The sequence below is a fragment of the uncultured Agathobaculum sp. genome (genome assembly GCF_963927765.1).
Taxonomy (GTDB): domain Bacteria; phylum Bacillota; class Clostridia; order Oscillospirales; family Butyricicoccaceae; genus Agathobaculum.
This window is the reverse complement of record NZ_CAWVCU010000065.1, coordinates 1-23,625: the sequence shown is the minus strand read 5'-3', so window position 1 is coordinate 23,625 and position 23,625 is coordinate 1. Positions and strand designations below refer to the sequence as shown.

Below are 23,625 nucleotides of genomic sequence, written 5' to 3'. Positions count from 1 at the left end.
CAGGGTACATATGTTGCCGATCAGATGGCCAACAAAGTGCATCAGAGCACCTATCTGCGCAGCAATTTCTTCCGTCTGGTGGTTGCGGTCACAAGAGAAGAGCCGGATATTCATGAGATCGAGCAGATCGTTTCGACCGATGTTACACTGTCGTACAGCCTGTTGAAAATTGCAAACTCTGCGTATTTTGCGCGCAGAACACAGACGACCTCGATTCAGCAAGCCATTGTAACGCTTGGCTTGAGTCAGCTCAAGCGTTGGGTTTATCTGTTGAGCGCAGGAGATCAGGATGAGGAGCAATTGGGCGACTCTGAAGAGTTTATCAAGATTTCCTTTATGCGTGCCAGCTTTGCAAGCGAGCTGCAGAAGTATATTAAGAAGCCCGTGCTGACACGCTCGGAGGCGTATCTGCTTGGTATGTTCTCAACCTTGGAGTATTTGATTGATGCACCGATGGAAGAGATTATCGCAGATATCCCGATGGTGGATGAATTGAAGAACGCACTGCTTCGTCATGAGGGTCAGGGCGGTCTGCTGCTGGAGCTGGTTATCAGCTATGAAAAGGCTGACTGGAAGAACATTACTGCGGATGCAGAAGAGCTTGGTATCCCATCTGCGCAGCTGGCGACTATTTACTTTAACTGCATGGAAGAGGTCAACCGGATTTGGGATCAGATGCTGAATCCGTCTCCGGTGGCAAAACAAGAGGTTGCGGAGCAACCCTTGGAATAACAAGTGAAAATAATCTAAATATTGCATGAAGATTGCAATGATGGCGGCGGCAGGGGTGTAAAAACAGCCTTGCCGCCGCCTTTTCAATCCATCCTGAGCATTTACGGAACAAAGGAAGAACACAATGATTCAATTATCCAATGAAAGTTTGTATGAAATAATCACGCGCTCCCTCAATCGTATGAACGATTTGTTGGTGGGACATGGCGAACGCGTCGCATATGGTGTAATGTGCTTTCTGGAACAGGATGGACGTTTTTCTGAAAATGAAATTGGGCAAATTGTTTGGACCGTACTGTTCCACGATATTGGGAGCTTTCGGAAAACCGATACATGGAATGTGGTGCAGCTGGATACCGAAGAGAATTGCCCCCATGCGATCTATGGTTTTCTGTTTCTGAAAACATTTTTCCCGTTTTCGCAATATGCGCCAATCGTTCGTTATCATCATGCGAGCGATGCAGAGATCGCCAATTCTGGCGTAGACGAAAAGCTGGAATGGGTGATGAAATGCTTGCGCATCGTGGATGAGACTGATCTGGTCTTTATCAAGCATGGGCGGAAAGATATGGACGCTGTCAGATATTTTTTCCGAGAGCGGTCTAAAAAGATTTTTGCTGAAGAAGAGCCGGTGCAGGTCGAAGGGTTTTCTGCCATGCAGGATATGGATGCCATTCATAGCTTGCTGCTCAAGCGCATGCGGAAAATGACACTAAGCAGTGCAGAAAAGGAGGCGCTATTGCGCACACTGGTCTGCTCCATGGACTTCCGAAGCCACTATACTGCGTTGCATTGCTCCATGATGGTTCGAGCCAGCGATATGCTTGCGGACTACTTTGATCTGGATGAAGACGTCAAAAACGCCGTTCATGTTGGGGCGATTCTACATGATTTGGGGAAAATCGCAATACCGGTCGAGATTTTGGAGTGCCCTGGAAAGCTAGACGGCCGTGCGTGGGAAATTATGAAATCCCATGTTATGATTACGGAGGATATTCTCAAAGGGTATGTCAGCGATGAAATTTTACAAATCGCCATTCGGCATCATGAGACACTGGACGGATCGGGATATCCGCGCGGTATCGGTGCAAAGGATTTGACATTGCCGCAATGTATCGTAGCGGTAAGTGATATTGTCAGCGCGTTATCAGAGGAAAGAAGCTATAAACAGGCGTTTCCCTTGCATGAAGTGATGAGTATTTTGAATCAAATGTGTGATGCAGGTAAAATTTGTCCTAGGGTGATCAAAATGCTGGAGGATCATTGTGAAGACATTTACCATGCTGTATTAGAAGAGGGGCTGCACACGGCGGAGGCATTTGAGCATATCTATGCAGAGTACTATGGACTAACACAACCCAGCGTGGAATAATTTTTGAAAAGGGAGACAAAATTTTCAATCCATGGTATAATGAGGACATAATAGGGTCAGGTGATATAGATCGAGGGAAAAGAGGGAGAGGAAGTTGCGCGTGGAATTTCCATGGGAGTTCTTTGAAGAACTGGGAGATATGGTCTATGTTTCCGATGTGGAAACCAATACATTGGTGTATATGAATGCATACCTGCGCAATGCATTGGGGTATCATTCCCACGAGGAATATGTGGGAAAGAAATGTTATTGTGTCCTGCAAGGAAATGATTCGCCGTGCCGTTTTTGCAATAATGGCAGGCTTGAACCGGGAAAGTTCATCACATGGACTTATAAAAATCCGATTATGGAAAGACGCTTCTTGGTAAAAGATAGTTTGTTCCATTATAATGGGAAAAAATATCGGATTGAAATCGCCTTAGATATGGATTCGGAGAAGTTGGGGCAGGCGAAACTGTTGCCCCCGCGTACAGCTGAAATCCTTAACGGCTGTTTGCAGTGTGCATTTGAAACAACCAGTCCGGATACGGTTTTAAACAACATTTTAGCCTACATTGGCGAGAATCTGCTTTGTGATCGGGTCTATATTTTCGAGTGGAACCATTCGGACCGAATGCGCAATACATATGAATGGTGTGCAGAAGGTGTGGCACCACAAAAACAGATTTTGCAGAATGAGTCTGTGGATAGCATCCAATGTCTTTTCCCGATATTAGAGGAGAAAAAAGTAATTGTCATTGATGATATCGAGACGATTGCAAAGCAATATCCCGCGGCATATGTGTTTTTTAAATCTTTGGATATTTCTTCGTTTGCGGCAGGGCCGATGAAGAACGATGGTGAAATTGTGGGTTTCGTCGGTGTGGACGAGCCGGCCCCGCGCATGCTGCCTCTGATTATGCCGATATTGGAAGTCATTGGTTACTTTGTGGTTTCACTGTTGAAGAAACGTGAAATGATCCATCATTTGCAGGAGATCGGATTTCACGATCCCTTAACAGGCGCATATAACCGAAATGCCCTCATAGAGTTCGCGGAAAAGGGTTCCATGTCCTCCGCTGGTGTGATTTATTGCGACATTACGGGATTGAAAAAGATAAACGATGTGTTTGGACATGTGCAGGGCGATCAGATGATCCGACACTGCTATGATCTGATCCATGGTGCATTAGACACAAATTTGATCTATCGAACCGGCGGAGACGAGTTTGTAGTGTTGTGTCCGCAGTGCAGCCAAGAGAACTTTAACGAAAAAGTGCGGCAGCTCAAGCGCCTGATTCGGAAAGATGAGTACCATATTGCCATTGGTTATGCATGGTCTGATCAGCAGCCGCTACAATTGGAGGCAATGATCGATCAGGCGGACTGCATGATGTATGCAGATAAGCGAAATTATTATGCATGGCAGGTTGCGGCGCATGACGACTACCATACCTATGGGTTCGCGAGAGAGGTGGATCGGTGCGGACAGTCAAAAACACAGTTTTGTAGATTTTTGGAAAATACCTACAACGACATGGAACTGGTGTTTGAATCCATCGCGCAGCAAAATTCGTCAAGCTATTTTTATTTTGGCGATATGCAGAAGGATCTGTTCTACATTTCGGATAACATGCGGGAAGATTTTGGCTTTGAAAACAATGTTGTCTCCGGTTTGTTCCGCTTGTGGTCGCAGCGAATCAGTACACCGGAATTTCAGGATATTTTCTGGCAGGATGTTTCCGCGATGCTGCGCGAAAAACGCAGTTCACACGATTTGCGCTATCAGGTGCGCGATGTTCATGGCAATATCAAATGGGTGCATTGCTATGGCATTATGAAATGGAGCGAGGATAAGAGCACACCTCTGTTCTTCTCTGGACGTGTTTCGCATCAGGATACGGATTTTGTCGTTGACCCCATTACGAATTTCCCACGAGAGACCTCTGCGTTCAATCAATTGGATGAATTGCGCAGAAATGGGCAAAAAACACAGATCATTGGCTTTAGCCTCAACAGCATCACGGAGATCAACAGCACAAAAGGGCGCGCATATGCGGATCGTCTGATCCATAATATCGCTAATAAGCTGACCGAAGCGCTGTCATGGAAGATGACTTTCCATCGGTTAGAGGGGATGCGCTGCATGGCGGTGGTCAATCCGATGTGCGTGGAACCGAATGCAGACGCGGTCGCACAGATTCGTGAGATCATAGAGGAGTGCTATGACTCCATGGGTATTGCGATCCATCATGTGTGCTCGTTCGCGGTGATGGAATATCCCTTTGAAGATTTGACATCAGAGGATATGGTGGAGAATCTGGTGGCGCTCATTCGGATTGCTAAGCAGGAGACCGATCAGCCATATATGGAATACTCTGCGGAAAGCATCAAACGAATTCAGCAAATGTCGAATATGGCGTTGGCGCTTGAGCAGGATGTCCTGAATGATATGAAGAATTTCCGCGTTGTGGTGCAGCCGGTGGTATCTGCCAAGGATGGAACAGTGATTGGCGGAGAGACGTTGCTGCGCTGGAACTTCAAAGGAAAGGATGTATCGCCGGCTGTATTTATTCCAATTTTGGAAAGAGATAGCATGATCCATATTGCAGGACGATGGGTCTTTGAGCAGGCTGCTCGAAATTGCATGCAGATGATTACGTATATCCCGGGGTTCTATCTGACCTTCAATGTCAGCTTGAACCAGCTTTCCGACACAGAACTAATCAGCTTTATGCAGGAAACCTTGCAGAAGTATCAGTTGGACGGCTCTCATTTGGTGGCGGAGTTAACCGAAAGCTGTTTGGATGAACAGCCGGAAATGCTGGAGCATTTTGTAGATGCTTGCAGCGAGATGGGAATGCGGATTGCCTTAGACGATTTCGGCAGCGGTTATTCCTCTCTGCGGATGCTGCTGCAATATCCGTCCAGCATCATCAAGCTGGACCGTTCCCTACTGCATGAAATCACAGAATCCGACCAGAAGATGCATTTTATTCGCAGTATTGTTTATGCATGCCATCAGTTCGGTAAAAAAGTATGCTGTGAAGGCGTTGAACGTACCGATCAGAATACCATTATCCGCGATACGGGCTGCGACATGATCCAAGGCTATTATTATTATCGGCCGATGGAATTATCGGCGGTATATAGCTTACTCAGCGAGAAAGCAAATTGAAGATCATAGGTATAAAAAACCGACTGCTAATTGTGCAGTCGGTTTTTTATGTTTTAACAGGTATGGATATGGGACTAATCATTCCTCAGATGCCGTATGGCGCAAATCCCAATCAATCGGAGGAATACCGTTTTGTTCCAGAAAGGCGTTACATTTGGAGAAGTGACGGCAGCCGAAAAAGCCGTTGTAGGCAGAGAGGGGAGAGGGGTGTGCGCATTCCAGCACAAGGTGCTGCGGTGCAGTGATAAGTTTCTTTTTGGATCGCGCGTTGCCGCCCCAGAGTAGGAATACAATCGGCTTTTCGCGTTCATTCAGTTTCTCAATGACGTGATCGGTGAAAGTAGTCCAGCCGATATTTTTGTGGCTATTGGCCTGTCCGCGCCGCACCGTTAGCGTCGTGTTGAGCAGCAGTACGCCGTGCTTGGCCCAAGGGGTGAGCGTACCGTTTTGCGGTGGGTCAATGCCAAGATCACTTTTCAGTTCTTTGAATATATTTTGCAGGCTGGGGGGCGGCGTAACGCCCGGCTGCACAGAGAAGCACAAGCCGTGCGCCTGTCCGGGGCCGTGATACGGGTCCTGACCGAGTAAAACGGCTTTCACATCCGCATAAGCGGTATAGCGCAGTGCATTGAAAATGTCATTCATAGGAGGGTAAATGGTTTGCTCTGCATATTCTTTTTTCAGCCAATAGCGGATGCGTTTGTAATATTCCTGCTGAAACTCATCCGCCAGAATTTCGTCCCAGTCATTTCCTAAATGTACCATAACAGCCTCCTGAACAAGTTTGCACTCATTATACCATAAGCATGACCAAAAAGCCATTGACAGAATGTGTTGATTTGATTATACTATAACTGTACTAAGACACACAATACAGATGGAACGCATGTAGGAAAGGAGGCGTGGATGTGATCAAGATTGACTATCGGGATGCGCGACCAATCTATGAACAAATCGTCGATGGCGTGGAAACACTTGCGTTGCGTGGCGCATTGCCGTCCGGCAGCCAGCTGCCCAGTGTCAGACAGTTGGCAATGGAGCTTTCCATCAATCCGAACACCATTCAGCGCGCATATGCCGAATTGGAGCGGCGCGGTGTGATCTACGCGGCCAAGGGGCGCGGAAACTTTATTTCAGATGATACAGCGACGTTGTGTAAGCGACGCTTGGATGAAATCGGCGCACAGGTACATGCGCTGGCAGATCAGGCACGTTCGCTTGGCGCTAAGGAAGAGCAGATACGCGAATGGGTGGAGCAGAAAGGAGATGGAACGGAATGATTACAGCGGAAAATGCAACCAAACGATTTGATACCATTACTGCGGTCGATCATATATGTGCAGAGGTGCGTGATGGTTCGGTTTATGGGCTGATTGGATCAAATGGTGCTGGCAAATCGACGTTTTTGCGTATGCTGGCGGGCATTCTGCAGCCGGACGAGGGTACGGTGCGCATTGACGGTACAGATATTTTTGAAAACACGGCTCTGAAAGAGCGATTTTTCTTCATTTCGGATGAGCAGTTCTTTTTCTCCAACTGCACGCCTGCGGAAATGAAGGATTATTACAAGCGCTTTTACCGTCATTTTAATGAGGAGCGCTACCGTAAGCTGATGCAGGGATTTGGGCTGGACGAAAAACGTAAAATCCGTACCTTTTCCAAGGGAATGAAAAAGCAGGTATCGGTGATTTGCGGCATTTGTGCGGGCACGGATTATCTGTTCTGTGATGAAACATTTGACGGACTGGATCCGGTTGTGCGCCAGACAGTCAAGAGCTTGTTTGCCGAGGATGTGGAAAGCCGCGGTCTGACGCCGGTCATCGCGTCGCACAACCTGCGTGAGCTGGAGGACATTTGCGACCACGTTGGTTTGCTGCATCGCGGAGGTATCCTGTTCTCACGCGATTTGGATGAGATGAAGCTGGATATGTTCAAGATGCAGTGTATTTTTACGGGTGCGCTGCCTGCCGATGCATGGCAGGGTATCGATGTACTGCGACTCGAGCAGCGCGGCTCGCTGTATACGCTTACGGCGCGCGGCAGTCGAGAGGAACTGCTGGCAAAGGTAAACGCCATGAATCCCAGCTTCTGTGAGCTGCTCCCGCTGACGCTGGAGGAAATATTTATCAACGAAACGGAGGTGGCCGGCTATGACATCAAAAAGCTTCTCTTCTAAAGGCCTGCTGGGCGATAGCCTGCGTCGGAATCTGTGGGGCTTTGTGCTGGGCGGTGTGGGGTTCTTCTTTTCTCTGCTGCTGCCGGTTCTGATGACCATGCAGCGCGCGTTGGAAACCCGCGCACATCAATTGCAGCAGTACCCGGATTTAGTTGACCAAGACTGGCAGAGTGCGCTTTCGGCCGTGTCCTCCTTACTGGGGGGCGGTAACCCCTTTGTGAAAACAACATTTGTTGTGATGGCGATTGTGTGTGGTGTTGCGATGTTTGCATATCTGCATGCGCGGCAAAAGGTAGATTTTTATCACAGCCTGCCGATCTCTCGCACGCAGCTGTTTGTCAATAACTATTTGACTGGCGTGATTTTTGCTGTGTCAACTTATGTGGTGATGCTGGCTATTGCGTTGGCTTGCACCTTTGCCATGGGCTTTGGCGCGGCAGTCGATTGGAGCGCGATTGGCGGCGCGGTGTTGAGTCACCTGATTGTATTCCTGTTGCTGTATGCGCTGACCGTGTTGACAACGGTGGTATGCGGTAATACAGTGATCGCACTGCTGTTGCTTGCATGGGTGATGCTTTCTCCGATGCTGGTTTATATGCTGTACAGCGGTTTGTGCAATAAATTTTACCAAACCTACACGATGCAGTCGGTCAATATGAAGGCGGTATTCCACTTGTCGCCGCTGGTGCAGTTCTTTTCGCTCGATGGCTTGCACTATGAACGTGTGGAATATGTGGAGCAAACTTCGGCTCTGGGGCTGTTATTGGTGTATTTGGTGGTGGCGGTTGCCGTCACGGTGCTGAGTTGGTATCTTTTCCGTATTCGCAAAAGCGAAAGAGCTGGTGTGGCGCTGGCGTTTATGCCTGCCAAGCTGCCGATCAAAGTATATATGTGCTTGGTCATGGGTGTGGCATTCGGTCTGGTTTTCAACATGATTGCAGGGGACTTCTGGTTCTGGGTCGGTCTTGTACTGGGCACGGTGCTGTTCCACTGGATCGTGGAAATGATCTATGCGTTTGATTTCCACGCCATTTTCGCAAAGCCGGTGCACCTTGCAGCTATTCTGGTGGTTCTGTTTGCTGGTACGCTGTGCATGAAATTTGATGTAACCGGCTACGATACGTGGCTGCCGGACCGCAACAGCATTCAGGCGGTAAGCATCAGCGGCAGCGCAGAGGAGAAGCTGACCGGCGCCGATAACATTGACGCAGTGTATCAGCTGGCAGAAATGGGAACGCAGGTCAACCAAGGCGCGCTCTATGAGGAAGGAAATTATCGCGGTTTGACGCTACGGTTCTGGCTGAGCGGTCGAACAGCGATGCGCTATTATCTGCTGCCTGATAACGAAGAGGTCAACGCGCTTTGCAATCAGGTTTATTTCTCTGAGGAATACAAGCGCGTCGCGTTGCCGCTGTTCCAGGTGGATTTAGATCAGCAGAATGCAGAGAATCGGTACAGCTTGGATATTTACACAAACGAAAGCGGTTATGGAGTGGCCTCCACATTAAATGACTGGAATGGCATTCGTCAGATTCTCGCCGCGCTGCAGGAAGAGACGCTTGCAAGAACGGAAAATGATCTGCCTGTGCTTCGTCTGGAGATCTACCATGTAGATATAAACGGTGTGAAAGAATGGAAGGGCGATGCATATGTGACGGCGGAGGATCAAGAGACGCTTGCACTGATTGAAAAGCTGTCTGGCGTGAAACCTATGCCGCTGTCAACGGATGAAGTTGAGTTGATGGAGCTTCAGTATCGTATGCAGGATGCAAACGGAGATACGGTGTGGCAGAGCGTGGAAGTCACCGATCCGGCTGATATCGCGGCACTGCTGAAAAATGCGGTTAACCGCGATGCAATGAACCTGTACGGCACCAATGAAGCGCCTATCAATGGATTCCTATTGGATGAGCGCATGGATAGTGTGAATATTGTGGCTTATGTGAAGCAGGAAAATTCGGAGGATTGGCATTGGTTGGCTTATGCCGAGGAAGACTGGCCGGAGGAAGTGGTAGAAAAATATCGTCCGAACGGGTTTGACGCGACAGATGGCAATGTCACTTCCAGCGGCATGGCAACGGAGGCCGCCGGATGAGACGGCGCGATTTATGCGGTGTGCTCCTGTTGCTGGTTTATCTTCTGGGTGTGGGGCTGGTAACCGGACCGTCGCTGTATCAGCTTCTGGTTTGGCATTTGCCTACGCCGCGGTTGGAGCTCGTTCCGTTTAGTGATATCATTAGCGTATGGACGGACACAAGCTCACCAGGCTTGGGAGCGTTCGCGAATATCGTTGGTAATCTGGCGTTGCTTGCGCCGCTGGGCTTTTTGTTGCCGTTGTTCTGGCGGTATTTTCACAGCATAAAGCATACGGTTTTGTTTGCTGCTGGATTATCGCTCAGCATTGAGCTGATTCAGCTGGTAGCGGGCGGCGTGACCTCGGTCGATGACCTGGTTCTCAACACAGCGGGGGCAGCAATCGGCTTTTTGCTGGCAAAACTGTTGCTGCAAATGTGTCCACGGTTTTCTCCGCAACAAACAAGAAGTTTGCAATGGGTTTATCCGCTTGCATGCTGGTTTGCAGTGATTGTTTTATATACTGGAGCAGATTGTATATTGCTCTCATAATTATGCAAAAGGCGCAGTTCGATTCGGACTGCGCCTTTTGCAGCATGCGCATCTTACTGTGCTACTTTATATAATGAAGACAAAAGAGATTCAGATACGACGTCTTGTTTAAATATGTATTAAATATGTATTTTTAAGGTTGAAACCAATATGGAATTATGGTAAAATAAACAAGAACATACAGTTGCTTCATCCGTTCCTTAGAAATGGTCAAGATAGGCTGTGCGCATGGTGTTTGCGGACGCGGATAGCCAGATCGGAAGCTGATTTCTTGAGTGAGCGGTTCTTTTTGGGAATGGTTTGAATTTAGAGGAAAAAAGTATTTTCTTGAAGGGGAGAAGGCACATGGGTAAAACACAGACGGATGTAAAGATCAAAAAGAGCATACGCAAGCGGATTGTAGAGGGCTATTTAAAGGTCATCCTGCTATCCGCTTTGTTGGGTGTTATAACCATCATCTCTTTGGGCGTATTGTTCGTGTTCTATGGCAATATGACCAGCTTGGATGAAGAGCGCGTTGCGCTGTCCAACATCATTGATTCGCATCGTCAATGGCGTTCCGATTTGATCAATAGCTTGGAGACCGGTTCGGACTTTACGGGCAGTTTGGATCCGGAAACCTGTTCTTTCGGTCAGTGGCTGAATAATTATGAGACGAACGGTACATCCGAGCAGGTCATGCAGATGGCGCAGCAGATGAAGCAGACGCATGACGAGATCCACAATTTGGCGGAAGACCTGATCAACATGCGCGAAACCGATCCCGATGGGGCAGTGGAGAAGTTTTTCGAGCAGCTTGATCCGGAAACCGATGAGGTTATCAATGCATTGTATGAGATTGACAATGTATATTCCGCGGAGATGGAAAAGAATACGAAGAACTTTGAAACGCTGATGACGGTCATCATCGCTGTGATCGTGGTCGCAGTGATTGCCATCGGTATCTTTTCGTTCTTCTATGGCAGACGTTTGGCACTCCAGATCGCGGCGCCTGTTATGATGGTAGCGGATTGGGCGAAGAATCTGTCTCTGGGTGCGGTCGACTTGAGTGTCGCTGGAGATGAGCTGTCAAAAATGGAGAAGGAGAACGCAGATAATGAAGTTGGTCTGATGATTACTGCGTTCCATACCATGGCCGAGAACATCCGCGAAAATGTGGCAGTGGTTCAGCGCATTGCAGATGGCGATATGACTGCATTTGTCAAGATTCGTTCTCGCCGCGATAGTCTGGGCAAGAGTCTGTACCGTCTGGTGCAGTCCAACGATATCATGTTCAATGAGATCGTAGAATCGGCGCATTCGGTTGCAGCCGGTGCGGATGAGATCGCTAACGCAAGCCGTATGCTGGCAGAGAGCAGTACCACGCAGGCGGCGGCTGCACAGCGTCTTTCCGATGAAATGGAGCATGTCAGCGAACTGATCATGTTCAATGATGAAAAGGCACAAGAAGCACATGCCATCACCAAGGAGATTGAGGCAGATCTTCAGACCAGCAATGAGCACATGCGGGTACTGTTTGATTCGGTAACGCATATGCAGGAAGCTTCCAAGAAGATTGCGACAGTCATGAAGACCATTGACGATATTACATTTGAAACCAATATTCTTGCGTTGAACGCTGCGATCGAGGCTGCTCGCGCGGGTGCGGCAGGTAAGGGTTTTGCTGTTGTTGCTGATGAAGTGCGCGCATTGGCGATGAAGAGCGCAGAGGCGGCAAAGGAAAGCCGTATGCTGATCGAAAACAACATTAAGCAAACCGAAGAGGGCACCAATATCGCAAGCGAATCTGCCTCTATCTTTGGGGAAATCAATAAGAAGATTGCAAAGATTGTTGAAATTGTGGAAAATGTTTCCGGCTTGTCTACGGATCAGTTGGAAAGCATTCAGCAGGTTGCAGAGTCTGTTGCACGGATTACGGAAGCGGCTACCAGCAATGCGGCCATCAGTGAAGAGTCGGATGCATCCAGCCAGGAGATGCGCCATCAGGCCGCTTTCCTGCGCAGCAAGATGACCCACTTCAACTTGCGTGCTCGTGAAAAAGGCAAGGCGTATATTCCGGATGAAAAGCAGGGCGACGCGGAATTCATCGAGCATGCAAACAAGGCATACCAGATCAAGGAGACGACCGGTCATTACGGCAATGAGTATATCGATCCCTATGGCCGCGAGATGGATACCTCCTATGCCGATAAGCAATAAGCTGATCGCTTTGTGGCAGTAATAACATATAACATACGGCAAAAACGGTGTAACCAGAAATGGTTACACCGTTTTTTGTTTCTTCGGAAAATTTTTATTGAGCCTGCTTGATGGAGAGGGAAATGCGGTGTGTTTTGGGATCTGCGGAGAGCACGACCACATCCACAACATCTCCGACCGTGACCGCTTCCGATGGATGCTTGATGAATTTGCGGCTGATCTGCGAGATATGCACCAGACCGTCCTGGTGGACACCAATATCCACAAATGCGCCGAAATCTGCAACATTGCGCACGGTACCCTTGAGTTTCATGCCGGGCTTGAGGTCTGCAATATCCAGCACATCTGAGCGCAGCAACGGAGGCGGCAACTCGTCACGCGGGTCGCGGCCGGGCTTTTGCAGTTCTTGCATGATATCGGTCAGCGTCGGTACGCCTACACCACAGCGGGCGGCGGTATCGCTCAGGCCGAGCTGCTTGACGCGGGTATTCAACTCACCGATTTTGCCTTGTGCGGCATCTTCTGTTGTGTAGCCGCACAGGGTCAGCAGTGTGCGCGCAGCATCGTAGGCTTCTGGATGCACGCCGGTGCGGTCGAGCAGATCGGCACCATCCGGTACACGCAGAAAGCCTGCACATTGCTCGAATGCCTTAGGCCCAAGCCCTTTGACCTTGAGCAGCTGCTTGCGGTTTTGAAAGCTGCCGTTTTGTTCCCGGAAAGCAGTGATGTTTTTGGAAACGGTCGGGCTGATACCTGCGACACGGCGCAGCAGGACAGGAGAGGCGGTATTCAGGTCGACACCCACCGCGTTGACGCAGTCCTCCACAACGCCGTCAAGCGCGTCGCTTAGACGTCCCTGTGGCATGTCATGCTGGTATTGTCCCACACCGATGGATTTGGGATCGATTTTGACCAGCTCAGCCAGCGGGTCCTGCAAGCGGCGTGCGATGGATACCGCGGAACGTAAATTCACGTCAAAATCAGGGAATTCCTCTGCGCCGAGCGGAGAGGCCGAGTAGACTGACGCACCCGCTTCAGATACGACCATGTAGTCGATGCCGCCGCCGTATTCGCGGATAAAATCGGAAATAAAGATTTCGCTTTCCTTAGAGGCTGTGCCATTGCCTATGGCGATACAAGTGATTTTATAACGGTCACACAAGCGGCGCAGCGTGCGCTTACTGTCCTCGGTCTTTTTGAGCGGCGGGGTGGGGTAGATAACAGCCGTGTCAAGCACCTTGCCGGTTTCGTCCACGACAGCCAGCTTGCAGCCATTCCGGTAGCCTGGATCAAAGCCCAGCGTCACACGGCCGCGCACGGGTGGCTGCATAAGCAGTGGACGCAGATTGAGTGCGAAGGTATGGATGGCCTGCTCGTTGGCTGCGTCGGTTAATTCGCTGCGCAGTTCACGCTCAAGTGAGGGAAACAGAAGACGCTTCCAGCTGTCTGCACAAACCTCGCGCAGGAATGCGGCATACGGGTTTTTGGGATGCACTCCGGCTCGGATAATTGTCGCAAGGGCTTCGGTTTCATCGGTTTCCAGAGTAACTTTCAGCTTATCTTCTTTTTCACCGCGATTGATAGCCAGCACGCGGTGGCTTTGCAGCTTTCGAACCGGCTCGGAAAAATCGTGGTACATGGTATAAGTGGAATCATTTTCGTCGCAGCCTGTAGTGCGAATGATGCCGGTGCGGTGCAGCAGTGCGCGTAGACGGCCGCGCAAAGCGGCATCGTCGGATAGATCTTCTGCGATGATGTCTCCTGCGCCTGCAAGGGCGGCTTCCGCGGTCTCTACGCCCTTTTCCACATTAACATACGGTTGCGCAAGTTCTTCCGCAGTGTGGGACGGGGCGCGTGCGGCGAGCAGCGCCTCAGCCAGAGGTGCAAGACCTTTTTCCCGGGCCACAGACGCGCGGGTACGTCGCTTGGGACGATAGGGACGGTAAAGGTCGTCGAGCGCAGCAAGCGTCTGTGCCGCAGCAATAGAGGCGGCAAGCTCGTCGGTCAGCTTGCCCTGAGCCTCAATTGCTTCTCGCACTTCGTTGCGGCGTGCGTCCAGTCCACGAAGGTAGGCAAGCCGGTCGGCCAACTGTCGGATGGTTTGATCGTCCATTGTGCCATGCATTTCTTTGCGGTAACGCGCGATGAACGGAACGGTATTGCCATCGTCGAGTAGCTTGACAATGTTTTCGACATATTCTTCCTTCTGCCCAAGTTCACGGGCGAGAATTTGTGTAATGCTTTCCATGGTGATGCTCCTTTTTCTGACTGGGATTATTGTACCACAGATGGCGGGAGGAGAAAATAAAAAACCGCGCTGTTTTTCACAGCGCGGAAAACTGATCAGACGAATACATTCTGGATGAGATACATGTACAATACCGTACCAACACCGATGGAAAGCAGATTGTTGCGTTTCCATACATGCAATGAGGCAGTTACGGCGATGCACAGCAATTCGGGCGCACCGTGCGGTGCGGCCAGCCAGTTGACGTTCTTGACGCAGTAGACGACAAGAAGCGCAATGACCGCGGGCGGCAGCGCTTCGCCCAGATAGCGTACAATGGGCGGAATGGGCTTTTTGCCGTTGAACAGTAGGAACGGAGCAACGCGCGTGGCGAAGGTGCATACCGCCGCAACCAGAATCATGGTCAGTGCTCTTGCGGGTGTCATTGCGCCACCTCCTTTGCAAGGCGGCCGCGCAGTGCGACCAGCATCACACAGATGGCCAGCATTGCGGGCAGGATAAAGTTATCCGGCCCGAGCAGCGCAAGAGAAATGGCAGCGGCACCCAGCCCGAGAAAAGCGGGAATATGCTGCTTGGTGTTCATCCACTGCTCGATAAAGATGACCGTGAATAGTGAGGTCATAGCAAAGTCGATGCCGGTGGAATCAAACGGCAGTACGCCGCCGATGATCGCACCGATCACAGAGCCGAAAATCCAGTAGCTGTGATCCAGGATAGCGATCCATAGGCGCATCGCATTGGGATCAACGTTTTCTGGTGTCTTAAGTGAGCACAACAAGGAATAGGTTTCGTCGGTCAAAGAAAAAATCATGTACCATTTGGCGTGTCCCATTTGATGAAAGGTTTCGAGAAAGGACAGGCCATAGAAAATATGCCGGCAGTTGAGCAGCAGAGTCATCAGCGCGACTGTCACCAGCGATGCATTCGCAGCAAGCAGGGAAACCAGCAGATACTGTCCCGAACCGGCATAGACCGTCAGGCTGGTCAGAAAAGCCCATGGGGAGGTATAGCCGATGTCACGCAGCATCACGCCGAATGCAAAGCCGATAAACAGATAGCCGCAAAGTACGGGGATCGTCACCGCGAAGGCGGGACGGAAAGCCTTTTTCATAGGGGGATCACCTTCTCGAAGCAAATGGGCAATAGAAAAGCGCTCTGCAAACAGAGCGCTTTGACAGTTTCAACGGTATCGCGTCTGTAATCAGATCGCGCGGGTTACCTTGCCGGAGCGGAGGCACCGAGTACACACGTTGATATGGCGGGGAGTACCGTCAACCAGAGCCTTGACGCGACGAACGTTCGGCTTCCAGGTACGGTTGGAGCGACGATGAGAGTGGGAAACCTGAATACCGAAGGTCACGCCCTTGCCGCAAATATCGCACTTTGCCATTTTCCTGCACCTCCTTCTCTTGTGCATTGCATAACGGATATTATAATACCACAACAAATAGTAAAATGCAAGTTATTTTTTACAAAAAAAATGCTTTTTCAAGTTTTGGCGCAGTCCCAGCGGAAACCGTTGAAAAGTGGGGGAAAAGGGGGTATAATACAATCATCTTATCACCTGCCATTGCGGAAGGGAGTTTGGTTTATGCAGTTAAAAGAGTTCGGTGTCAGTCTGGGGGACCTGATTCAGGAATTTAATTTTGAGGTGGTTTATGGTCCCGAGGGCTTTGAGAAAACCGAAATCACAAAGGATGACGTCAATCGTCCCGGCTTGCAGCTGGCGGGCTTTTTTGATTATTTTGACCCCAACCGCATTCAGATCATGGGTAAGGTCGAGTCAAGCTATGTGGAGATGATGGAGCCGGATGCGCGAAAAGCCTGCTTTGAGCGGCTGTTTTCCACCGGCATTCCGGTGCTCATTATTTCGCGCAATATTGATGTGTTCCCGGAATGCATGGAAGCGGCGCAGAAATGCGGCGTGCCGATTTTGCGCACCAATGAGTTCACTTCGACGATTATGAGTGCCATCATTGCGTCGCTCAAGGTTAATCTTGCGCCGCGCATTACGCTGCATGGCGTTTTGATCGAGATTTACGGTGAGGGCGTGCTGCTGCTGGGTGATTCTGGCGTTGGTAAGTCGGAAACGGCAATCGAGCTGGTCAAGCGCGGACATCGCCTGATTGCGGACGACGCGGTGGAAATCAAGCGCGTGTCGGATAAGACACTGGTTGGTACCGCACCTGAAGTCATTCGTCACTTTATCGAATTGCGCGGCATCGGTATTGTGGACGTGCGTCGGATCTTCGGCGTTGGCGCCATTAAGATGACCGAAAAGGTCGAGCTGGTCATCAATTTGGAGCCTTGGGAAGAGGGCAAGCAGTATGACCGCCTCGGACTGGATGGACAGACCACTTCCATTTTGGACATTGCCGTGCCCAGCATGACCATTCCGGTCAAGCCCGGTCGAAATCTGGCTGTTATCATTGAGGTGGCGGCTATGAATGACCGTCAGAAGAAAATGGGCTTTAATGCCGCCAAGGAGCTGCAGGAGCGTATGCTCAAGCAGTACGGCAACTGATTTATGTCTTCCAACCGATTCTGTTCTGATTTATTACAGTGTTTTTATCCAAAGCCCGGCGACGCTGGGCTTTTGGTGTAAGCGGATGCGGTTTTGGGGAACACATATCTGCGGAAGCAGCAAGCATATCATAAAAGGAGCATCGTAATTCATGCAAATCGTAGCAGACCTGCATACCCACACCATTGCAAGCACACATGCCTATTCCACGGTTTATGAGATGGCGCGCGGCGCGAAAAATCGCGGACTGATCGCAATTGGTATTACCGATCATGGGCCGGACATGGTAGACGGGCCGCATGAGTGGCATTTTTCCAATCTGGATATCCTGCCGCGCCAAATCGAAGGCATCACTGTGATTCGCGGCATTGAATTCAACATTTGTCCGGGCGGAGAACTAGATCACATGAAAGCGAGCAGCCTGAAACCAATCGAGTTCGCGTTGGCATCCTTTCACGAATGCTGTTTTGCGCCTGCGACCAAAGCGGCGCATACCGAAGCGTTGGAAGTGGTGCTGCATGACAAGCGGGTGAATGCGCTGGGGCATCTTGGCAACGCAAATTATGATTTTGATAAGGAATATATTATTTCCCAATGCAATCAATACGATAAGCTGGTGGAGATCAACAGCAATTCCTTTGCCATTCGCAAGGGCAGCCGGGAAAACTGCACGGAAATCGCGCAGCTATGCAAAAAGCATCAGGTGCCGATTGTTTTGAACAGCGATTCTCATATCGAGTACCGTGTCGGCTATGTGGGCCATGCGCTGGCAATGCTGGAAGAAATCGAATTCCCGGAAGAGCTGATTGTCAACAGCAGTCGGGAGCGACTGGATACGTATTTCCGCGGCCGTGGGCTGCATTTATTTGAATAAACGGAAGGGACGGAAAAGAATATGCGGATTGGCATTGATCTGGGAGGAACATCAGTCAAGGCAGCATTGTGCGAAGAGGACGGCACGCTGGTGGCAAAGCAGAGCACGCCGACCAGAACGGGAGACGCGGCGGGGCTGTGTGCAGATATGAAGCTGCTCGCGCTGGCGCTGTGTGGTGAGCGCGGAATCGCGGCAAGCCAAGTGACCAGCATCGGAATCGGCGTACCCGGTTCGTTTGATAAGGAAACCTGCACGCTGAAATTCGGTACAAACCTCGGCATGAGCAATGTTTGCTTTGCCGATGCGTTTAAGCCAGAGTTTACCTGCGCAGTGCAGCTCGACAACGATGCCAACTGTGCGGCTTTGGGCGAGGCAACAGCGGGTGCAGCCAAGAATGCGCGTAATATGCTGATGATCACGCTGGGCACCGGCGTGGGCGGCGGCATCATCATTGACGGCAAGCTCTATACCGGCTGCAACGGCATTGCAGGTGAAATGGGACATGTCGTGATCCAGCGTGACGGCGAGCCCTGCAACTGTGGCCGAAAGGGATGCTTGGAAGCGTATGCGTCCGCGGCGGCCTTTGTCAAATTTGCAGAGCGCGCATTGTCAGAGGGACGTGAGAGCCTGCTCAGCAAAAATGCGGGTCATCTGAATGCAAAGATGATTTGCGATGCAGTGGATGCGGGCGATTTGCTGGCACGGGAATTGTTTGATGATTATTGCGTCAATCTTGCCAGCGGTCTGGCCAGCTATATCAACATCTTCCAGCCGGAGTGCTTGGTATTGGGCGGCGGTTTGGCCGGTTATGGGGAAAAGCTGCTGGATCCGCTGCGCCGTCTGACGGCGCCGCAAACCTTCCGCAGCGATAAGCGCAACACCGAAATTGTATGTGCTTCACTTGGTAACGATGCAGGTTTGATTGGCGCGGCAATGCTGTAAAAGATAAGATATTGTAACATAAGCGGAGCATTTGTAATATTACAAATGCTCCGCTTTCTGACAAGTGGCATTGAATTTCGAGCCGTTTCGTGATAAAATACATACCAAATAAGCACTTATTCATGCGGGACGGCACGGAGGTTTTACATGCGTTTCAAGCGAATCATCGCGTTACTGTGCGCGGCCATTTACATAACTATATCAGGAGCGGCGGCGGCAGAACTGCCGCAGACAGCGCTTTTGGGCGAATCAGAAAGCCTGATTTCTTCAGAGGTAGAGACGGCGGAACAGGCATCAACCCAGACGGACCTGCCGGTGGCGCGGGCGACAGCTTTGAAGATCGTACCTTCTACGCACCATGTAGAGGTCAACGGTGAGGCAGTCAATCCGCAGGCCTATAATATTGACGGCTATAACTATTTCAAACTGCGCGATCTGGCTTATTTGCTCAATGGTACTACCATGTCGTTCAATGTCACATGGGATAGCAGTAAGAATGCGGTCAACCTGATTTCCGGACAAGCCTATACGGTTGTCGGTGGGGAAATGACGGTAGCATCAACGACTTCACTGCGCGTGCAGGAGTCTACGTCAAAGGTGCTGTTGGATGGCAGTGGCGTTTCCATCAAGGGATATAACATCAACGGCAACAATTATTATAAAATTGCTGATGTATCTTCCGCTATCGGCTTCACGGCGGCTTATGAGAGCACGACTAAAACTGTGCAGATCAAAACGCCGTCGGCACCTGCGCCTGACCCGGAAGAACCGGATGAACCAGAAGAACCAGACCAGCCGTTTGTGACGGGTATTTATCAGGTGAAGGTAGATTCAACGCTTTCGATTCGATCCGGTCCGGGCACAAGCTATGCAATCGTCGGCCAGCTGTCCAACGGAGCACAGATCGTTGTGGACGAACTCAAAAACGGTTGGGCGCATATCAAAAATACCAGCGGGTATTGCAGTGCGGATTATTTGACGCGGATAAAGGATTATGGTGATGATTCGGATACGGAGGAACCAGAAGAACCGGACGAGCCGGAGGACCCGGAAGAACCGTTTGTGACAGGTGTCTATCGCGTGAAGGTTGATTCGTCCCTGTCGGTCCGTTCAGGTCCGGGGACGAGCTACAGTATCGTAGGCCGCCTGCAAAACGGTGATGAAATCGTCGTAGACAGCGTGGAAAATGGCTGGGCGCATCTGATGGATACCAGCGCGGGCTCCGGAAGATATTGCAGTATGGATCATCTGACTCGTATTGGGGATTACGACACCAATCAAGGTGAGCCGGAAGATCCGGTTGACCCGCCGAGAACTTCGCATCTGGATGGAAAGATGACGGTCATCGTGGATGCAGGTCATGGCGGAAGTGATGTCGGCGCACATAATGCTGATATGTCGCTGGACGAAAAGCATGTGAATCTGTATGTGGCGCAATATCTGCAATCCTATTTGGAGGATGCGGGCATCAACGTGATCATGGTGCGTGATACGATGGAAGACGGCAGCTCGCTTTCGCTGCGCGGCACTGTGATGGAGCAATATGCTTCGTCTGCGGATTTGTTCTTCAGCATTCATCATAATGCTGCTAATACAACGGCGCGCGGTGCGGAGGTGCTCGCGCAGATCGCGGATAAAAACGGCGGCCCAAGCAAGATTTTGGGTGAGGCGTTGCTGGACGAGTACAGTGAACTCGGCATCCCGATTCGGCAGGTGGTGTTCAAGGAAGGCAGCAACGGAGATTATTATTATACCAACCGTGTTGCGGCGTCTTTGTTCATTCCGGCAGTGACAAGCGAATTCTGTTTCATTGACAATGAGGAAGATCAGAAATTTATTGACAGCGAAGAAGATTGGCAGGCAGAGGCGCGTGCGCAGTATAATGCAATCATGTACTATTTCACGCAGGTAGAATATTAACAAGCGAAAGGATATTGAATTTATGACAGAACGGGCAGAACGAGCACAGCGCCTGCACGCGCAGGGCTATAACTGCGCGCAGGCGGTGGCTTGTGCATATTGCGACCAGTTTGGTATGGATGAGGAGACTGCATTCCGTGTTGCAGAGGGATTTGGCCTTGGTATGGGCATGATGGAGATGTGCGGTGCTCTGTCGGCTGTGTTCATGCTGGCAGGCTTGCGCGGCAGCAAGGGAACCGATCATCCAGGCGAGACAAAGGGACAGACGTACAAGACGACCAAGGCGTTGGCAGCAGCGTTCAAGGAGAAGAATGGAACCTATCTGTGTCGGGAGCTTAAAGGGGTTGTGGACGGAAAGGTGCGCCGCTCCTGCGACGGCTGTATTGAGGATGCATGCAAATTGGTTGAACAAACTTTGGCAGAATAATCAATTACCGCAGATGTCAAGGCATCTGCGGTAATTATTTTATCTTTTGTTCGACGAAATTCGACAAAGACAGAAACTGTTTGCGCGTAAAATGAATGAGAAAGACGATCCACAGGGGAACATGATACTGAAGAATGAAAGCAGTATTATGGTGGAAATGAAGATAGAAGAAAGATGGGCGAGCGGGTCGGAAAACGCTGTGCAAGCAAGATAGGGGGGTGATACGAGTGGTTCGCTATGTGGTGACAAAAGGAAAGGCGGACGGCAGAGAGCAATATGGAATTGCTGTTATGGGGGAACAGGAGCAAATGGACAGCATTGACGATATTGCATCTTCTTTGGAAGAAACCATGATGCTGGCGGCTTTTCTTCAAGAAAATGGTGTTGCGGCTGTACATTTTCGGGACGTAGTGGAAGACTATTTGGCAAGGTAAAGCGGCAAAAATAATACGCGGCAGGAGTCGGGGGACTCCTGCCGCGTTTTTTAGAATCGGAACAATATGCCGAATAATGCTCCTACACCAATAAAGACGATGGGATGGATTTTGGGGAATTTCCAGATCGCAAAGGATAGGATGAGGAAAAATGCAATGGCAGGGATATTAAGCACGGAGACAAGGCTGGAGAGTCCGTTCCACAGCTCTGTGTGAAACAGAGAAGACGCAAAGACCTCGAGCATGGCGCCGAAAATCAACCCGGCAGATGCGGGACGCAGTCCGTAAAATCCGTCCTGCACCAGAGGAGAATCACGGAAACGGGTCAGTGCGCGTGCGATGAGGATAATGACAATCACAGAGGGGAGAACCAGTGAGAATGTCGCGGTCAGTGAGCCAAGGATACCCGCAGCTCGAAAGCCGGCATAAGTTGCAGAATTGACACCCATCGGGCCCGGAGTGGATTCGGAAACCGCGATCATATCGAGCAGATCGCTGGAGGTGAACCAAGGGTATTTCTGGGCGATGTCCTGCAGAAACGGAAGCGTAGCCAAGCCACCGCCGACGGAAAACAGGCCGGTTTTGAAAAACTCCCAAAAAAGCTGTAGGAAAATCATACGCGCCGCCTCCGGAGAAGTCCAAGTAAAATGCCAGCGGTACCGGACAGAATGACCATAATCACAGGGGAGATACCGAAAAAGGCGACTGCTGCGAAGGTGATCAGCAGGATGAGAGCGGTCGGCACATCCAATACGCTTTTCTTAGCCAGTTTCCAAACAGACTGCACGACCAGTGCGCAGACTGCAATACGCACACCGGAAAATGCGTTTTGCACAACTGGTAGATGGGCGAATTGCTGAATGAAAGCGGCAATGGTGATGATAATGACCAGAGAGGGGAATACCATTCCAGCTGTGGCACAGATAGCGCCTAAAATACCCCGCTGCTTATAGCCGGTGAAGGTTGCGGTGTTGACGGCAATCACGCCGGGAGTACACTGGCCGATTGCATAGTAATCCATCAGCTCGTCTTCGGTTGTCCATGCCCGCTTTTCCACCACTTCCAGCTGCAAAATCGGCAGCATGGCATAGCCGCCGCCAAAGGTGCAGACGCCGATGCGGGCAAAGGTCAAAAACAAGTCCAGATAAGGATTCAAGGATACATCCCTTCCTTTCGCGCGTTAAAATAGGTGAGAGAAATGGACTGAACGCACATATGCAAAATGAAAGGCCGCCTGCATGGCAGCAGCCTTCCTGTTTGTCATTGTGTTTTGGCCGCAGGAAAAGTCACTTGCTGGGCACGATTTCCAGCCAATAGCCATCCGGATCGGAAATAAAATAAATTCCCATTGCGGGGTTCTCAAAGCAGATGCAGCCCATCTCCTGATGCTTGCGATATGCGGCGGAATAGTCATCTACAACGAACGCCAGATGGATTTCGTTGTCGCCCAGATTGTACGGACGGTCCCAATCCCGCAGCCAGGTCAATTCCATCTGATGCTTGGAGACACCATCGCTCAGATAAACGATAATGTAGCTGCCATCTTCCGCGTTGATGCGGCGGACTTCGGTCAAACCGAGCGCTTCTTTGTAAAAAGCGAGTGAGCGATCAAGGTCGCGCACATTATAATTATTATGGGCAAAGGTAAACTGCATAAAGGGTATCCTCCTTAGTGTTGTGAAGTTACTGTACCACGTTTTTGCAAAAAACACAATCGCTATCCGGAAATTTTACCGCAGTAGAACATAAAACATACGGAAAACCTTTCTGTCATCTGCAAGGCAGATCAGGGGCAATCGGACAAAGCAAAGTGGCAAATAATAAAATTCATTGCAAGAAAACGGGAAATATGGTATGATTACTGATAAGTATGGGGTGGTTTGCTTCGTACGAAAGAATCACAATCCATTGAGTAAGGGAAGTCATAGCTATGAGCGAAAACCAGAAGCAAACAATTTTTTCCGGTGTGCAGCCGTCTGGTAAGCTGACATTGGG

At 50.2% G+C, this 23,625-nt stretch carries 22 protein-coding genes; 14 read left to right on the top strand and 8 right to left on the bottom strand.

The features are described 5' to 3' along the window. From ABGT74_RS05835 to ABGT74_RS05825, 3 genes are all read left to right on the top strand, one after another. Positions 1-732, top strand: a 732-nt coding sequence (locus ABGT74_RS05835; protein ID WP_346704831.1) for an HDOD domain-containing protein, incomplete at its 5' end; no start/stop codon positions are given. Positions 733-856: 124 nt separating this feature from the next. Further along, complete coding sequence (locus ABGT74_RS05830; protein ID WP_297282514.1) at positions 857-2,104, top strand: HD domain-containing phosphohydrolase; 1,248 nt, start codon at positions 857-859, stop codon at positions 2,102-2,104. Positions 2,105-2,243: 139 nt separating this feature from the next. Continuing rightward, positions 2,244-5,261: a sensor domain-containing phosphodiesterase gene (locus ABGT74_RS05825; RefSeq protein ID WP_346704833.1), complete on the top strand. Its 3,018-nt coding sequence runs from the start codon at positions 2,244-2,246 to the stop codon at positions 5,259-5,261. Between the two features lie 78 nt (positions 5,262-5,339). Here the strand turns inward: ABGT74_RS05825 and ung are convergent, their stop codons facing one another. Further along, complete coding sequence (gene ung, locus ABGT74_RS05820; RefSeq protein WP_297282515.1) at positions 5,340-6,026, bottom strand: uracil-DNA glycosylase; 687 nt, start codon at positions 6,024-6,026, stop codon at positions 5,340-5,342. Positions 6,027-6,169: 143 nt separating this feature from the next. On the opposite strand from ung, the gene ABGT74_RS05815 reads away from it, so the two are divergent. From ABGT74_RS05815 to ABGT74_RS05795, 5 genes are all read left to right on the top strand, one after another. Continuing rightward, positions 6,170-6,541, top strand: a complete 372-nt coding sequence (locus ABGT74_RS05815; RefSeq protein WP_346704830.1) for a GntR family transcriptional regulator — start codon at positions 6,170-6,172, stop codon at positions 6,539-6,541. Further along, complete coding sequence (locus ABGT74_RS05810) at positions 6,538-7,437, top strand: ABC transporter ATP-binding protein (RefSeq protein ID WP_297282517.1); 900 nt, start codon at positions 6,538-6,540, stop codon at positions 7,435-7,437. Before ABGT74_RS05815 ends, ABGT74_RS05810 begins: the two co-directional genes overlap by 4 nt. Continuing rightward, positions 7,412-9,532, top strand: a complete 2,121-nt coding sequence (locus tag ABGT74_RS05805) for a hypothetical protein (RefSeq protein ID WP_346704829.1) — start codon at positions 7,412-7,414, stop codon at positions 9,530-9,532. The genes ABGT74_RS05810 and ABGT74_RS05805 overlap by 26 nt, the downstream gene beginning before the upstream one ends. Continuing rightward, positions 9,529-10,062 carry a VanZ family protein gene (locus ABGT74_RS05800; protein WP_297282519.1) on the top strand — a complete coding sequence of 178 codons (534 nt, stop codon included), beginning with the start codon at positions 9,529-9,531 and terminating at the stop codon, positions 10,060-10,062. Before ABGT74_RS05805 ends, ABGT74_RS05800 begins: the two co-directional genes overlap by 4 nt. A 345-nt stretch (positions 10,063-10,407) precedes the next feature. Then, positions 10,408-12,261 (top strand): methyl-accepting chemotaxis protein, encoded by a 1,854-nt coding sequence (locus ABGT74_RS05795; protein ID WP_346704828.1) that lies wholly within the window; start codon positions 10,408-10,410, stop codon positions 12,259-12,261. Between the two features lie 94 nt (positions 12,262-12,355). On the opposite strand, the gene ABGT74_RS05790 is transcribed toward ABGT74_RS05795, so the two are convergent. The 4 genes from ABGT74_RS05790 to rpmB all read right to left on the bottom strand — a co-directional run bounded on the left by ABGT74_RS05790 (position 12,356) and on the right by rpmB (position 15,899). Then, positions 12,356-14,509 (bottom strand): Tex family protein, encoded by a 2,154-nt coding sequence (locus ABGT74_RS05790; RefSeq protein WP_346704827.1) that lies wholly within the window; start codon positions 14,507-14,509, stop codon positions 12,356-12,358. Between the two features lie 95 nt (positions 14,510-14,604). Beyond that, positions 14,605-14,934, bottom strand: coding sequence for a branched-chain amino acid transporter permease (locus tag ABGT74_RS05785; RefSeq protein WP_346704826.1), 330 nt, complete (start codon positions 14,932-14,934; stop codon positions 14,605-14,607). Next, positions 14,931-15,620, bottom strand: a complete 690-nt coding sequence (locus ABGT74_RS05780; RefSeq protein WP_297282523.1) for an AzlC family ABC transporter permease — start codon at positions 15,618-15,620, stop codon at positions 14,931-14,933. Before ABGT74_RS05780 ends, ABGT74_RS05785 begins: the two co-directional genes overlap by 4 nt. Before the next feature lie 90 nt (positions 15,621-15,710). Beyond that, positions 15,711-15,899: a 50S ribosomal protein L28 gene (rpmB, locus tag ABGT74_RS05775; RefSeq protein WP_078096872.1), complete on the bottom strand. Its 189-nt coding sequence runs from the start codon at positions 15,897-15,899 to the stop codon at positions 15,711-15,713. Between the two features lie 201 nt (positions 15,900-16,100). Here rpmB and hprK point away from each other — a divergent pair, with 201 nt between their 5' ends. The 6 genes from hprK to ABGT74_RS05745 all read left to right on the top strand — a co-directional run bounded on the left by hprK (position 16,101) and on the right by ABGT74_RS05745 (position 21,630). Next, on the top strand, positions 16,101-17,033 hold the full coding sequence (hprK, locus tag ABGT74_RS05770) for an HPr(Ser) kinase/phosphatase (RefSeq protein WP_297282524.1): 933 nt from the start codon (positions 16,101-16,103) through the stop codon (positions 17,031-17,033). A gap of 151 nt (positions 17,034-17,184) precedes the next feature. Continuing rightward, positions 17,185-17,907 (top strand): phosphatase, encoded by a 723-nt coding sequence (locus ABGT74_RS05765; protein ID WP_346704825.1) that lies wholly within the window; start codon positions 17,185-17,187, stop codon positions 17,905-17,907. 21 nt (positions 17,908-17,928) lie between these two features. Next, complete coding sequence (locus ABGT74_RS05760) at positions 17,929-18,849, top strand: ROK family protein (RefSeq protein ID WP_346704824.1); 921 nt, start codon at positions 17,929-17,931, stop codon at positions 18,847-18,849. A gap of 147 nt (positions 18,850-18,996) precedes the next feature. Next, positions 18,997-20,769, top strand: a complete 1,773-nt coding sequence (locus ABGT74_RS05755; RefSeq protein WP_346704823.1) for an N-acetylmuramoyl-L-alanine amidase — start codon at positions 18,997-18,999, stop codon at positions 20,767-20,769. 22 nt (positions 20,770-20,791) lie between these two features. Then, positions 20,792-21,196 (top strand): C-GCAxxG-C-C family protein, encoded by a 405-nt coding sequence (locus ABGT74_RS05750; RefSeq protein WP_297282528.1) that lies wholly within the window; start codon positions 20,792-20,794, stop codon positions 21,194-21,196. Between the two features lie 197 nt (positions 21,197-21,393). Further along, on the top strand, positions 21,394-21,630 hold the full coding sequence (locus ABGT74_RS05745) for a DUF6514 family protein (RefSeq protein ID WP_346704832.1): 237 nt from the start codon (positions 21,394-21,396) through the stop codon (positions 21,628-21,630). A gap of 50 nt (positions 21,631-21,680) precedes the next feature. Here the strand turns inward: ABGT74_RS05745 and ABGT74_RS05740 are convergent, their stop codons facing one another. The 3 genes from ABGT74_RS05740 to ABGT74_RS05730 form a co-directional block, all read right to left on the bottom strand. Next, positions 21,681-22,247 (bottom strand): chromate transporter, encoded by a 567-nt coding sequence (locus ABGT74_RS05740; protein ID WP_297282529.1) that lies wholly within the window; start codon positions 22,245-22,247, stop codon positions 21,681-21,683. Next, complete coding sequence (locus ABGT74_RS05735; RefSeq protein ID WP_297282530.1) at positions 22,244-22,786, bottom strand: chromate transporter; 543 nt, start codon at positions 22,784-22,786, stop codon at positions 22,244-22,246. Before ABGT74_RS05735 ends, ABGT74_RS05740 begins: the two co-directional genes overlap by 4 nt. Positions 22,787-22,916: 130 nt before the next feature. Beyond that, positions 22,917-23,285: a VOC family protein gene (locus tag ABGT74_RS05730; protein WP_297282531.1), complete on the bottom strand. Its 369-nt coding sequence runs from the start codon at positions 23,283-23,285 to the stop codon at positions 22,917-22,919. Positions 23,286-23,625 lie beyond the last annotated feature (340 nt).